This is a genomic window from Acinetobacter chinensis (genome assembly GCF_002165375.2).
GTDB classification, from domain to species: domain Bacteria; phylum Pseudomonadota; class Gammaproteobacteria; order Pseudomonadales; family Moraxellaceae; genus Acinetobacter; species Acinetobacter chinensis.
The window spans coordinates 1,028,706-1,042,536 of the sequence record NZ_CP032134.1 but is presented as its reverse complement, the minus strand read 5'-3'; the positions used below and the strand labels follow the sequence as shown (position 1 = coordinate 1,042,536).

Sequence of the window (13,831 nt, the reverse complement as noted above, 5' to 3'; positions counted from 1 at the left end):
CTCAAAGTTCATCAATTTAAGCACTGCGTATATAACATAAATTATACATTTCAACAAATAGATCGCTGAAAATTTATCATTTCACATCAGGCCTGCTTCATCGCCATCCACACATGAACCGCATCACTCATGGCTTTTACATCATGCGCCCGTACCATGCATGCACCCTGCTGAATACTCAACAAATGCCCTGCAACAGAGCCTACTGCGCGATGCTGAGCATCTGCACCATTCAAAGCCTCGCCAATAAACCGCTTGCGTGACAATGCCGAAAGAATGGGATATCCCATGTCATTCAGCTTATAAAGCTCCTGAAGCAGTTTTAAATTTTGCTGCGCATTTTTCGCAAAACCAAAACCTGGATCAATCATGATATTTTCAGCTTTTACACCTGCATTTAATGCATCTGCCACCCTTTGCTGTAATTCTGAAATCACATCCTGAGTCACATCATGATACTGATCAAGCTGATTCATCGTGGTCGGTTCACCACGCATATGCATAATGATCACAGGAACCTGTAGCTGCGCCGCCATCTGCAATGCCCCGGGTCGGGTCAATGCACGGACATCATTCCAGATATGCGCACCAGCCTTAACTGCGGCCTGCATAACCAGCGGTTCTGAAGTATCAACCGACAGAATCACATCATAGGCTGACAATGCCTCCACCACAGGTATTACACGGCGGATTTCTTCCTCTACAGTTACGGCTGAAGCGCCCGGACGGGTTGACTCCCCACCAATATCTATTACTGTTGCTCCATCAGCCATCATATCCAGAGCATGTGCAACAGCCTGATCCTTAGCATTATGCTTCCCACCATCACTGAATGAATCAGGGGTAACATTTAAAATTCCCATAATATGTGGTCGCGATAAATCCAGTGCCAATCGTCCACATTTTAATGAGCGCTGAGGTAATTCCATCAGTTGCATCTTACTGCCTATCATCCACAATTGCTGAACCGCTAGTTTAACCTGAGCGATGTTTTTATCCCTCAATTATTTTGGCATCATTATTTTTAAGCACAAAAAAAGAGCCTCATTTGAGACTCTTTTTTACATTACCCTGATCCTGATCTTCGCTTAATATAAAGCTTTAGCTCAGGTCGCCGGTAATGGCGGTGGAGTTGATGGACCATCAGTCGGAGTCACATCAATCACAGGGTTTTCTGCCACATACACCTTAGGTGGTTGTGGCTCACGCCCTTCCATAATGTCACGGATCTGATCACGATCAATCGTTTCCCATTCCATCAGCGCTTTAACCATGGCATGTGCGATATCTTTGTTATTTTCAAGAATATCACGGGCAACACGGTACTGTTCGTCCAGAATACGGCGAACTTCCTGATCAACCTGCTGCTGCGTTGCTTCAGAAATAGTGCGATTGCCCATATTTCCAAAGAAACCATTCTGGTTATCTTCTTCATAGACCATCACGCCCATTGCGTCAGACATACCATACTTGGTCACCATCGCACGCGCCATTTTAGTTGCACGTTCGAAGTCATTTGAAGCACCCGTCGACATCTGGTTAATGAAGACTTCTTCTGCAATACGACCACCAAACAGGATTGAAAGTTCATTCAACATTTTTGATTTGTAGTGACTGATCGCATCCTGCTCAGGAAGCTGCCAGGTCACACCCAACGCCCAGCCACGTGGCATAATCGTTACTTTATGCACAGGGTCTGTACCTGGAAGAATTTCAGCAACAATGGCATGACCCGCTTCATGATAAGCAGTCGCACGACGCTCTTCGTCACGGATGACCATTGATTTACGCTCAGGTCCCATATAAAGCTTGTCTTTCGCATCTTCAAAGTCATGCATATCGACAGTGTTTTTGTTACGACGAGCAGCAAACAACGCAGCTTCATTCACAAGGTTTGCAAGTTGTGCACCAGAGAAACCAGGTGTACCACGTGCAAGAACTTTTACATCCACACCTGTTACTGAAGGTAATTTTTTCAGGTGTACATTTAAAATCTGTTCACGGCCTTTAATGTCCGGCAGACCAACCATCACCTGACGATCAAAACGTCCAGGACGAAGTAATGCTTTATCCAGTACATCTGCACGGTTTGTCGCAGCAATGACAATAATACCTTCATTCCCTTCAAAACCGTCCATCTCGACAAGCATCTGGTTCAGCGTCTGTTCACGCTCATCGTGACCACCACCCGTACCTGAACCACGGTGACGACCGACCGCATCAATCTCATCAATAAAGATGATACAAGGTGCGTGACGTTTCGCCTGTTCGAACATATCACGGACACGGGACGCACCCACACCCACGAACATTTCAACAAAGTCAGAACCCGAAATACTGAAAAACGGAACTTTTGCTTCACCGGCAATCGCTTTAGCCAGTAATGTTTTACCCGTACCAGGAGGACCAACCATCAGTACGCCTTTAGGAATCGTTGCACCGAGACGTTTGAATTTAGCAGGATCTTTCAGGAAATCCACGATCTCCACAACTTCCTGTTTCGCTTCATCACAACCCGCAACATCCTGAAACGTCACTTTGATCTGATCTTCCGACAGCATTTTCGCTTTGGATTTACCAAAACTCATCGGACCATTTTTACCACCAGCTCCGCCACCCATGTTACGCATAAAGAACATAAACAGCAGAATGATTAGAAGTACAGGAAAACTTGCGATGAGTAGTTGCATCAACAAACCCTGACGCTGAGGTGCAGTACCTTCAACGACAACGTTATTCTTGATCAGGTTAGGCATAAGCTCAGGGTCCTGAACAGCAGGACGAATGCTTTCAAACTCAGTTCCGTTTGCTTTTTTGCCAATGATTTTTTCACCATCAATTGTGACTTGCTTAATCTGGCCTGAATTCACCGCTGTAACGAACTCGGAATAGTTCATTGCAGTTGGCTTCTCACTGCCATTGATGTTACTGAAAATAAGAATCAGCACACCAAGTATAATGAGCCACAATACGGCATTCTTGAAGAGATCGCTCAAAGCTTTATTCCCATATCAATCTAATTTGATCATTGCCCTGTTACGGGTGACCCTAATATTAACGCTGAAGAACAGCTGTTCATTAAATTTTAAAAATGTACAAAATGCACAATTTTTAACGGCTTGGCAAGTAAACTTTATTTCGAAGCCTTTTTCCGCCCCTGCCCGACCAGAAATACCTCTTTGGAACGTGCACGGGATGCAGCCGGTTTGATTGTTTTCATGACATCAAAACTGTCCACCACCTGCTTACGGAACTCGTCAAAGCCTGTTCCCTGGAACACTTTAACAACGAACTGTCCATTTGGTCCCAGTACCCTGTTGGCAAAATCGACTGCCAGCTCGCACAGATAAATCTGTCGAGGCTGATCTACAGCCTTATTACCTGATGTATTGGGGGCCATATCAGAAATTACAACGTCTACAGTACGTCCATTTAAAATATTTAACAATTTTTCGAAAACTTCTTCTTCACGAAAATCGCCCTGAAGGAAAGTCACGTCAGGCAATGCATCCATTTCAAGAATATCAGATGCGATCACCAGTCCTTTGTCGCCCACCAGTTTACCTGCGATCTGCGACCAGCTGCCCGGGGCTGCACCCAGGTCAACAACTGTCATTCCAGGCTTAATAATTTTATATTTTTCCTGTATTTCAAGAAGCTTATAAGCTGCACGTGCACGATAACCCTCTTTTTGTGCTTTTTTCACAAAATGGTCATCGAGATGCTCTCTCATCCACGCACGACTACTTTTGGACAATTTCTGGTTGGTAATGCGTGTAGCCATAACTCTCTAAATAAAAAAAACTTCTAATTTACAATTGTACGTGAAAAACACACTTTTTGCAGTATACAAGTGTATCCTTATCGCACCCTGACACTGTTTTTTTCAATGATCTGTATCGGAACTTTTCGCATACCATACAAAGCTTCTGCATGTCCTCCTGGAAAATATCTCAGTCTGCTTCATTTATTTTACAAACCAGATCAAAGATGCTGAATTTATCAATATCAACTGGGCATGCAAATTTGCTATAATAGGTCGTTTTTAAAATCAGGTTATCTTTAATATGGCGGCTTTATCTATTCAGGAACGTAAGCGTTTACGTCAAATCGGTCATGCTTTAAACCCAGTTGTTATGATTGGTGATAAAGGTTTGTCTGAAAACGTCGTTGAAGAAACCAACCGCGCACTGACAGATCATGAACTGATCAAAATCAAAGTTTCCGGTGAAGACCGCGAAGCCCGTGCCGCTGTCATTGCTGAAATTGCAGATACAACTGCATCTGAAGTCGTACAGACCATTGGTAAAATTGCATTGCTTTATAAAAAGGCTGCAAAACAAAATCCAAAACTGTCCAATCTTGTTCGTCACGCTCATCTGTCCAACTGATTTTTAAGATTATTCAATTATGGCCAGTTACGAGCTCAGCGATTCTGATCGTCGTTTTCAAAGTATTTCAGTGGTCGGTGCAATTGAACAGCAGGCACCTTACACTTTAAATGTAGGCTATTGGGTACGTGATCCGAATCAGCTGATTGAATATCCTGCTCCTATTTCCTCACATCCCCGTCAGGACTTTCTGTGGGAACAGACTTGCTTTGAAATCTTCATCGGTGTACAGAATGAAGATTTTTATCGGGAAATCAATCTCTCCCCGTCTGAAGCATGGCAGGTCTATCAGTTCGAAGAATACCGTTACCCAGAAAGCATGCCACCTCTGACTGCAGATGATATTGAGCTGAACCAGCTGAAACGGATGCATTATGGATTGAATGTCAGCCTGGACTTAACAGAATTTATGCTGAAACATAAACTCAAATGGTCTGATCTGTTTATTGGGCTGACCGCAGTGCTGAAAACATCCCAGGGGGAACGTTTTTATGCCATGCAACACAGCGGACAACAGGCAGACTTTCATAACAAACGTGACTGGCTGCATACCTTCTAGCATTTGATCCGTTCCATATCCTGTATTCCAAAAAAAGTGAGACCATCTGTCTCACTTTTTTATGCCTGAACCGAACAAAGCTGTTCAAAACAGGCTATGAATCCTGCAGGATTATTATTTTGCAGAAACTTTGTTCCATGCTTCAACGGTATTTTCTTTTGAGCGTTTAAAAGTTTCTGTGAGCTGATCTTTATGCTTCACAGTAATCTGTCCAACGTCATCACGAATTTCTTTTGACAGGCGGGTCAGTTCTTCAAGCACACTGCTCAGCTCATTTTTAACAAATTCACTGATCTCAGCCAGATCACCCTGTGAACTGTTAATCTGCTTTTTGATCACTTCAATACGACCCACTACTTCCTGCTTCAACTGACGAAGCTGTTCCTGAATACCGGCATTCAACTGTTTCGCTTCCTGTTCAATCTTCTCACAGCTCTCAGTGACAGCATCAATCGCCTGATGCTGTGCCTGATGAACAGCTTCCACTACCTGCTGTCCGGCATCTTTAACATGCTGTCCAGCCTCCTGAACGGCTTCAACTGCTTTCTGCTTTACACTCTCAACGGTTTCAACAGAATCAGTACCGGCATCTGCTGCATGAACGGTACTTTTTACGGTCTTAACAGGTTTTGCTGTCACGCTTTCTTTTTGCTCAGTCGTCATGAAATTCCCCTTAGCTGTTTATATATAATAGTTATGTTGTTACATTTTTAAGTTTAATCAATTTTGATAAAATTTAAGTTCTGATTTGTCAGACAATTCTTAAATGCTTACATTTCTCACTCAGATTTTAAAAGCAAAGTTATTTGCAAAAATCAAGGCATTTATCTTACATATTCTCAGCTTTCTGAATGGACTTTTCCTGTATGCATGCGTATAATGCTCTGTTAAGTTACAAGCGAACAGACACGAGGAGGGTAGGATTTAATTAACCTTCCTTTTTTTTCGTCTGTTCGCTTTTTTACAGCCCTATTTTTGTGGTTTTAGATCAGGAGCTTTGGTTTGAGCACCCCCGCCATTTTAGCCCTTGCTGACGGTACTATCTTTAAAGGTACATCGATCGGCGCTACGGGAAGTACGACTGGTGAAGTCGTTTTTAACACAGCAATGACTGGTTATCAGGAAATTTTAACTGACCCGAGTTATGCACAGCAGCTTGTGACGCTAACGTACCCGCACATCGGGAACACAGGTTGTAATGATGAAGATGCAGAATCAGGTCGAATTCATAAAGTATGGGCAAATGGTCTGATCATCCGTGATCTGCCGTTATTACACAGCAACTTCCGTGCAACTCAGTCTCTGGGCGAATATCTACAACAGCACAATGTGGTTGCCATTGCAGATATCGATACCCGTAAACTGACCCGTATTCTGCGTGACAAAGGTGCACAGAATGGTTGCATCCTTGCCGGTGAAAATATTACAGAAGAAAAAGCACTGGAAAAAGCGCGTGCATTTGGCGGGCTGAACGGTCTGGACCTAGCGAAAGAATGCTGTGATCCAAAAGGCTTTGAATGGACTGAAGGTTCATGGACTTTAGGCAAAGGCTTCTCCCAGCCTGAAGCGAAATTCCATGTTGTTGCATATGATTACGGTGTCAAAACCAACATCTTACGTATGCTTGCAGACCGCGGTTGTAAACTGACCGTTGTTCCTGCTCAGACTCCTGCAGCTGACGTGCTTGCACTGAATCCAGATGGCGTGTTCCTGTCAAATGGTCCTGGCGATCCAGCAGCATGTGATTATGCGATTGAAGCAGTGAAAACCATTGTTGAAGATGCGCGTAATATGCCTGTATTTGGGATCTGCTTAGGTCACCAGATTCTTGCACTCGCATCTGGTGCTAAAACGGTGAAAATGCCGCATGGTCACCACGGTGCAAACCACCCTGTTCAGAACATTGAAACAGGGACTGTGATGATTACTTCTCAGAACCACGGCTTCGCTGTAGATGCAGATACATTACCTGCAAACTTAAAAGCGACGCATAAATCATTGTTCGATCAGACTCTTCAAGGGATTCATCGCACAGACAAACCAGCCTTCAGCTTCCAGGGTCACCCTGAAGCAAGTCCTGGTCCACATGATTGCGCACTGTTGTTCGATCATTTCATCGAACTTATTGAAGCATCTAAGAAGTAATTGAGGAGCGATCATGGCTAAACGTACAGACATTAAAAGCATCTTAATTATTGGTGCAGGTCCGATTGTCATCGGTCAGGCATGTGAGTTTGACTACTCAGGTGCGCAAGCGTGTAAAGCCCTTCGTGAAGAAGGCTACCGTGTTATTTTGGTGAACTCTAACCCAGCGACCATTATGACTGACCCTGCAATGGCAGATGCAACGTATATCGAACCGATTACTTGGCAAACTGTTGCTGCAATCATTGAGAAAGAACGCCCAGACGCTGTTCTTCCGACAATGGGTGGTCAAACCGCATTGAACTGTGCGCTTGCACTTGATGCCAACGGTATTTTGAAAAAATACAATGTTGAATTGATTGGCGCGACCAAAGAAGCAATCGAAAAAGCGGAAGACCGTAAACTTTTCGATATTGCAATGCGCAAAATCGGTCTGGAATGTCCACGTGCTGACGTTGCAGAAAGCATGGAACACGCGCTTGAAATTCAAGCTCGCTTCGGCTTCCCTGTGATTATCCGTCCATCATTCACTATGGGTGGTTCAGGCGGTGGTATCGCTTACAACCGTGAAGAATTCATTGAAATCTGTGAACGTGGTTTCGATCTTTCTCCAACCAAACAATTATTGATCGATGAATCTTTAATTGGTTGGAAAGAATACGAAATGGAAGTTGTTCGTGACAAAAACGACAACTGTATCATTGTATGTACCATCGAAAACTTTGACCCAATGGGTGTACACACAGGTGACTCAATCACTGTTGCTCCTGCGCAAACATTGACAGACAAAGAATTCCAACTGTTACGTAATGCATCTTTAGCGGTTCTTCGTGAAATCGGTGTGGAAACAGGTGGTTCGAACGTTCAATTCGGTATTAACCCGAAAGACGGTCGTATGGTTGTGATCGAGATGAACCCACGTGTTTCTCGTTCATCTGCGCTTGCTTCTAAAGCAACTGGTTTCCCGATTGCAAAAATCGCTGCGAAACTGGCTGTTGGTTATACCCTTGATGAGTTGAAAAACGACATCACTGGCGGTACAACTCCTGCGTCATTCGAACCTGCAATCGACTACGTTGTAACCAAGATTCCTCGTTTTAACTTCGAGAAATTCCCACAAGCTGATGCAACTTTGACTACACAGATGAAATCTGTGGGTGAAGTGATGGCGATTGGTCGTAACTTCCAAGAATCTGTGCAAAAAGCACTTCGTGGTCTTGAAGTTGGCGCATGTGGTTTTGACGAAAAAATTGCTGTTGGTACTGAAGGCGCGCGTGAAAAGATCTTGGTTGAACTTAAAGTTCCAGGTCCAGAGCGTATTTGGTATGTCGGCGATGCATTCCGTCATGGTTTCACTTTAGACGAAGTTTTTGCTGCAACGAATATCGACCGTTGGTTCTTGATCCAAATCGAAGACATTATCAAATCTGAAAATGAAATCAAAGCTTTAGGTTTTGGTGATTTGAATGCGGACAATATCCGTTCATTCAAACGTAAAGGTTTATCAGATCTTCGCATTGCGAACTTGATGGGCATTTCACAAAAACAATTCCGTAAACATCGTTGGAACTTGGGTGTAACCCCAGTTTACAAACGTGTAGATACATGTGCTGCTGAGTTTGAATCAGATACAGCGTATATGTACTCAACTTACGATGAAGAATGTGAAGCGAATCCATCCAGCCGTGACAAGATCATGGTGATCGGTGGTGGCCCTAACCGTATTGGTCAAGGTATCGAATTCGATTACTGCTGTGTACACGCTGCTCTTGCAATGCGTGAAGACGGCTATGAAACAATCATGGTGAACTGTAACCCTGAAACTGTTTCAACGGATTATGACACTTCAGATCGTTTGTACTTCGAACCGATTACACTTGAAGATGTTTTAGAAATCGTACGTATCGAAAAACCAAAAGGTATTATCGTACAGTACGGTGGTCAAACTCCGCTTAAATTGGCTCGTGCGCTTGAAGAAGCGGGTGCGCCAATTATCGGTACATCCCCGGATGCAATCGACCGTGCAGAAGACCGTGAACGTTTCCAGCAAATGATTCAACGTCTACAACTTCGTCAACCAAACAACAGCATTGTTAAATCTGCTGAAGAAGGTATGGCTGAAGCCGCGAAAGTTGGCTATCCATTAGTTGTACGCCCTTCTTATGTATTGGGCGGTCGTGCGATGGAAATCGTCTATAACGACGAAGAACTTAAACGCTACTTACGTGATGCTGTACAAGCGTCTAACGAAGCACCTGTACTGCTTGACCGTTTCCTCGATGATGCGATCGAAGTTGACGTGGACTGCGTATCTGACGGTAAAGACGTTGTGATCGGCGGTATCATGCAGCACATCGAACAAGCGGGTATTCACTCAGGTGACTCAGCATGTTCAATTCCTCCTTATTCTTTATCTAAAGAAATTCAGGACGAAATGCGTCGTCAAACCATCGCAATGGCGAAAGAACTTGGCGTTGTTGGTTTGATGAACGTTCAATATGCTGTAAAAGGTAATGACGTTTACATCTTAGAAGTGAACCCACGTGCATCTCGTACAGTGCCATTTGTTTCTAAATGTATCGGTGAGTCTTTAGCGAAAGTTGCTGCACGTTGTATGGCGGGTCAATCTTTAGAATCTCAAGGATTCACAAAAGAAATTATCCCGACTCACTTCGCAGTGAAAGAAGCAGTATTCCCATTCAACAAATTCCCAGGTGTTGACCCAATCCTTGGCCCAGAGATGAAATCTACAGGCGAAGTGATGGGTGTAGGTACTACTTTTGGTGAAGCGTTCTATAAAGCTGTATTAGGCTCAAATGATCGTTTACCTGGTAAACCAACTGAAGGTGAAATCAAACACGTATTTATTTCTGTACGTGATTCTGATAAACCTCGTGTTGTACCTATCGCACAACAACTTGTTGATCTAGGCTTTAAAATTATCGCAACTGGTGGTACTTTTGATGTTATTCAACAAGCGGGTATTGAAGTTGAACGTGTGAATAAAGTCACTGAGGGTCGTCCAAATATTGTCGACCGCTTGAAAAATGGCGAAATTCACCTCATTATCAATACAACTGAAGGCAAACAAGCTCAGCAGGATTCATTCTCAATCCGTCGCTCAGCGCTTCAAGGTAAAGTGTATTACACCACTACCCTGAACGGTGCTGATGCTGTATGCCAAGCTTTAGCAATTAAATTGCCAATGGATGTATATCGCTTGCAAGATTTGCAAACACTAGGTTAATTCGTTTCCGAGAAGTCCCGTCACCTCTCGGTGGCGGGCTTTTTTTCATTTTATAAACCTGTATTTTTTAATACATCACAATTTTAGAGGGACAACAATGCAACGTTATCCTATGACTCCAGCAGGCAAAGTTGCACTGGAAAAAGAATTATATCAATTGAAATCAATTGATCGTCCACGTATTACTGCGGCTATTGCTGAAGCGCGTGAACATGGGGACTTAAAAGAAAACGCAGAATATCATGCTGCGCGTGAGCAACAGGGTTTCTGTGAAGGCCGTATTCAGGACATCGAAGGTAAACTTGGTGCTTGCCAGGTGATCGATGTTAAAGAGCTTGAACAGACTGGTCGTGTTGTTTTTGGTGTGACTGTGACCATCGAAAACTTAGATACCGAAGAAAAGAAAACTTACCAGATCGTTGGCGATGATGAAGCAGATTTTAAAATTAATAAAATCTCTGTGAACTCACCGATTGCACGTGGTCTTTTGGGTAAAAATGAAGGCGATGATGCCAAAATCACGACACCTCAAGGTGAAGTGGAATATGAAGTTGTGAGTGTTGAATATCTTTAATCTCTTAAAGATTCAATTCCAACCCCTCTTTTGAGGGGTTTTTTTTACCTGCTATAAGCGTTTGCCCTCTTAGTTTGACGATTGATGCACAGCCTCAGTATTCAGCGAATTTTTCATATTTCTGAGTCGCATATTTTGCCAGTACACTCAGCTTTTCTGTCATTGCTAATTTTTCCAGTTCCCTTAGAGTAAGAAAAAACAGGAAAGAGTTCCCATATATTATGAAAGCAGGACAAGCCAGCAGAACCGCAGAAGCCGCAGCTGCATTACGTGCAAATCATCATCTCCATGCTCAGAATCCTGTATTTTCTGACCCATATGCCCTGCAAATGACCAGTGCTGAATGGCGTAGATTATTGTCCATTCCCCTGCTGCATAAAGCTATGAACTCAAAGTCACTGATCCGGATACTCGGCTTACTGACGGCACAGGTGGTTGCCCGCTCCCGATTCACTGAAGATTTACTTATTGAAGCCATTGGACGTGGATTACAGCAATATGTACTCGTAGGTGCGGGACTGGATTCATTTGTTCTAAGACTCGCACACCAATATCCTCAATTAAAAATTTATGAAGTGGATCATCCTGATACGCAACGACTAAAAATAAACAAACTGAAAAGAATAAGTTTAAGCAGTGAACTTCCTTCAAATGTTGAGTTTGTCTCTATAGACTTTGAAAAAGAACAGCTCTCCGATGCTTTGAATCGCAGCAGTTATCAGCAGCATCTGCCCGCATTTTTTTCATGGTTGGGCACAACTCACTATCTCGCACCAGAGACCACTCTGACAACCCTGCGTAACATTGCCAGTTTTGCCGCTCAGAACAGTGAACTGGCAATGGATTATTCTGTTGACTTCAGAGAACTGCAAGGCATAGAGAAAATTGGCAGTTATGCTGTCTCACAATTTACCCGCCTGTTAAAAGAGCCTTTGATGGGTGCATTCAGCTCACAGCAATTACATTGTGAGGTTGAAGCAATGGGCTATGCCGTAGTGGAAGATCTGTCAGGTGATGATATTACGGAACGCTATTTGAAACACCGTACTGATCTGATTCGTCACACAGCAGCGACACACCTGATTCAGCTTAAAATTGCTTAGGCTATTTGATTCATCTTTTAGCTTAAGTCATATAAAATGGTGAAACCACTCGCCTGTTGCTTTTTATATGACTGATTCCATTAACTCACCTGTGAAACACTGGTGTGAATTTGAGTTTATTTCCAAAACTGTGAACAATCCAAATATTCATATCAAAGGGAATTATTCTTATTATTCAGCATACTGGGATCAAGGTTTTGAGCGTTGTGTGGTGCGCTATTTGCATGATAAGCCATCGACGCCTGAAAAGCCGATTGATCAGCTGTATATTGGTAATTTTGTCTGTTTTGGTGCTGAATGCGTCATCATGATGGGTGGCAATCAGTTACATCGTCCTGACTGGATTTCGACCTTTCCTTTTGATACACGTAGTTTTTTACCTGCGGGTGATACAATTATTGGTGATGGTTGCTGGATTGGCAGTCGTGCCATGATCATGCAAGGTGTGACTTTAGGTGAAGGTGCTGTGGTGGCAACAGGTGCTGTGGTTACGAAGGATGTTCCGCCTTATGCCATCGTCGGTGGTGTTCCTGCCAAAGTGATTAAGTATCGTTTTTCTGAGGAAGATATAGAAAAACTGCTTTCCCTCAAACTCTATGAGATGGATGAAAAGCAGTTTTTAAAAATGCGGGAAGATTTGCAGACTAATAATGTAGCTGATTTATTGAATTTTAACTCTCAATAAGAATACAATCCCCATTATTTCAAACCCCATCAAATAGTTATCAGTTATAGAGTTATTGAATTTTTCTCCCAAAAGGCATCAACACTACACTATGCTTTTTGACTTTCTTGAATTTTTCAGTCTTACCAGCATCCCAGGTAAAATCCGTATAGTTCAACGTCCATTGATAATACGGCTTTCCAACATCCTTAAACTGAATCGACAGGGTTGAACCACTTTCATCATGACAGTGCGGTGAGGTTTTATAATCTTTCTCAGAAAAACATGCTCTGATCCTTTCGGACAATGAAAACGGAATGGAAGACATAGCTGGTTGATATTTCCCATTTGATTCCAATGCAACAAAGTCTGCAATGGATTCCTCTCTTCCTCCACCAGAATATCCTGCATACCATTGACTCACCAAAGCTATAGCATCAATGTCAGCACTTATCGGATAAAATGCAGGATAAACAGACATTCCTCCAGAATTAAATTCATCATCTCCATATTCAGTTATCGAATGAGAATAATTTTTAAATTTCCAATGATTAAGAACTGCTAATTTTTCTCCAACCTTTTTTAACTGAACCAGTTCCAGTCGATCTGTCAATAAATACAAAATCTGATCGTGCGTATTTTTTACTTTCCATAAGCTACTGCCCATATCATTGCATCGGACTGATGCTTCACGGCAGATTCGGCTCAATTCTTCTTTTTCTATTTTAATTTTGATCCAAGGTCGAGCCACAATATTTTCCTTAGCTTCACATAGCGAAACACAAAACAAGCTAATGGTGGAAAATAAAATATATCAATTTATTCATTATAATATCCATTCATTTGTATTTATTGAATAAGTGAAAGGTCACTCCAGTTGAAATTCAGTTGATTAACTTTATTATTTTATGTACTGACCTATATTTTTTAAAAATATAAATTTTTCAATATTTTAATTGATGCTATTCATATAAATTATTATAACTTAGAAAAAATAAAATAACTTTAATCATCACAGCCCTGACCAGTCAAAAATTGTTCAAAAATAATATGTATCCAAAACTTTCAGATACCGCAATCCTGTTGAAATCCGTACTCAGACTTTAGTGTATAGGTGCATATTAAATAAACAATTTGTGCTAAGTTAA

General features: G+C 42.4%; 12 protein-coding genes. 7 read left to right on the top strand and 5 right to left on the bottom strand.

Annotated features, from left to right (window positions below; genetic code table 11):
• Window positions 1-86 precede the first annotated feature (86 nt).
• The 3 genes from folP to rlmE form a co-directional block, all read right to left on the bottom strand.
• Entirely contained in the window at window positions 87-938 is an 852-nt protein-coding gene (folP, locus tag CDG60_RS05775) for a dihydropteroate synthase (RefSeq protein WP_087513281.1), read from the bottom strand.
• A gap of 168 nt (window positions 939-1,106) precedes the next feature.
• The gene (gene ftsH, locus CDG60_RS05770) at window positions 1,107-2,996 is read right to left on the bottom strand and encodes an ATP-dependent zinc metalloprotease FtsH (protein WP_087513258.1); all 1,890 of its coding nucleotides are present in this window, start codon (window positions 2,994-2,996) and stop codon (window positions 1,107-1,109) included.
• Window positions 2,997-3,133: 137 nt separating this feature from the next.
• Window positions 3,134-3,784, bottom strand: coding sequence for a 23S rRNA (uridine(2552)-2'-O)-methyltransferase RlmE (rlmE, locus tag CDG60_RS05765; RefSeq protein WP_087513259.1), 651 nt, complete (start codon window positions 3,782-3,784; stop codon window positions 3,134-3,136).
• Window positions 3,785-4,067: 283 nt separating this feature from the next.
• Between rlmE and yhbY the strand changes: the two genes are divergently transcribed.
• Both yhbY and CDG60_RS05755 read left to right on the top strand, forming a co-directional pair.
• The gene (yhbY, locus tag CDG60_RS05760; RefSeq protein ID WP_087513260.1) at window positions 4,068-4,391 is read left to right on the top strand and encodes a ribosome assembly RNA-binding protein YhbY; all 324 of its coding nucleotides are present in this window, start codon (window positions 4,068-4,070) and stop codon (window positions 4,389-4,391) included.
• A 19-nt stretch (window positions 4,392-4,410) separates the two neighbouring features.
• Window positions 4,411-4,950: a DOMON-like domain-containing protein gene (locus CDG60_RS05755; protein ID WP_087513261.1), complete on the top strand. Its 540-nt coding sequence runs from the start codon at window positions 4,411-4,413 to the stop codon at window positions 4,948-4,950.
• Between the two features lie 114 nt (window positions 4,951-5,064).
• On the opposite strand, the gene CDG60_RS05750 is transcribed toward CDG60_RS05755, so the two are convergent.
• Window positions 5,065-5,613, bottom strand: a complete 549-nt coding sequence (locus tag CDG60_RS05750) for a ribonuclease E domain-containing protein (protein WP_227542935.1) — start codon at window positions 5,611-5,613, stop codon at window positions 5,065-5,067.
• Window positions 5,614-5,952: 339 nt separating this feature from the next.
• On the opposite strand from CDG60_RS05750, the gene carA reads away from it, so the two are divergent.
• The 5 genes from carA (at window position 5,953) to CDG60_RS05725 (ending at window position 12,704) form a co-directional block, all read left to right on the top strand.
• On the top strand, window positions 5,953-7,095 hold the full coding sequence (gene carA / locus CDG60_RS05745; protein ID WP_087513262.1) for a glutamine-hydrolyzing carbamoyl-phosphate synthase small subunit: 1,143 nt from the start codon (window positions 5,953-5,955) through the stop codon (window positions 7,093-7,095).
• A 13-nt stretch (window positions 7,096-7,108) separates the two neighbouring features.
• Window positions 7,109-10,342 (top strand): carbamoyl-phosphate synthase large subunit, encoded by a 3,234-nt coding sequence (gene carB, locus CDG60_RS05740; RefSeq protein WP_087513263.1) that lies wholly within the window; start codon window positions 7,109-7,111, stop codon window positions 10,340-10,342.
• A 97-nt stretch (window positions 10,343-10,439) separates the two neighbouring features.
• Complete coding sequence (gene greA, locus CDG60_RS05735) at window positions 10,440-10,916, top strand: transcription elongation factor GreA (RefSeq protein ID WP_087513264.1); 477 nt, start codon at window positions 10,440-10,442, stop codon at window positions 10,914-10,916.
• A 221-nt stretch (window positions 10,917-11,137) separates the two neighbouring features.
• Window positions 11,138-12,019 carry a class I SAM-dependent methyltransferase gene (locus CDG60_RS05730; protein WP_087513265.1) on the top strand — a complete coding sequence of 294 codons (882 nt, stop codon included), beginning with the start codon at window positions 11,138-11,140 and terminating at the stop codon, window positions 12,017-12,019.
• A 67-nt stretch (window positions 12,020-12,086) separates the two neighbouring features.
• Entirely contained in the window at window positions 12,087-12,704 is a 618-nt protein-coding gene (locus tag CDG60_RS05725; RefSeq protein WP_087513266.1) for a CatB-related O-acetyltransferase, read from the top strand.
• A gap of 52 nt (window positions 12,705-12,756) precedes the next feature.
• Here CDG60_RS05725 and CDG60_RS05720 read toward each other — a convergent pair whose 3' ends face one another.
• Window positions 12,757-13,434 (bottom strand): hypothetical protein, encoded by a 678-nt coding sequence (locus CDG60_RS05720; protein ID WP_227542934.1) that lies wholly within the window; start codon window positions 13,432-13,434, stop codon window positions 12,757-12,759.
• Between the last annotated feature and the right edge of the window lie 397 nt (window positions 13,435-13,831).

Coding starts and splice junctions, on each gene's coding strand:
- CDG60_RS05730 (WP_087513265.1), top strand. CDS start 11,138: ATGAAAGCAGGACAAGCCAGCAGAACCGCAGAAGCCGCAGCTGCATTA.
- carB (WP_087513263.1), top strand. CDS start 7,109: ATGGCTAAACGTACAGACATTAAAAGCATCTTAATTATTGGTGCAGGT.
- yhbY (WP_087513260.1), top strand. CDS start 4,068: ATGGCGGCTTTATCTATTCAGGAACGTAAGCGTTTACGTCAAATCGGT.
- CDG60_RS05750 (WP_227542935.1), bottom strand. CDS start 5,613: ATGACGACTGAGCAAAAAGAAAGCGTGACAGCAAAACCTGTTAAGACC.
- rlmE (WP_087513259.1), bottom strand. CDS start 3,784: ATGGCTACACGCATTACCAACCAGAAATTGTCCAAAAGTAGTCGTGCG.
- greA (WP_087513264.1), top strand. CDS start 10,440: ATGCAACGTTATCCTATGACTCCAGCAGGCAAAGTTGCACTGGAAAAA.
- folP (WP_087513281.1), bottom strand. CDS start 938: ATGCAACTGATGGAATTACCTCAGCGCTCATTAAAATGTGGACGATTG.
- CDG60_RS05725 (WP_087513266.1), top strand. CDS start 12,087: ATGACTGATTCCATTAACTCACCTGTGAAACACTGGTGTGAATTTGAG.
- CDG60_RS05755 (WP_087513261.1), top strand. CDS start 4,411: ATGGCCAGTTACGAGCTCAGCGATTCTGATCGTCGTTTTCAAAGTATT.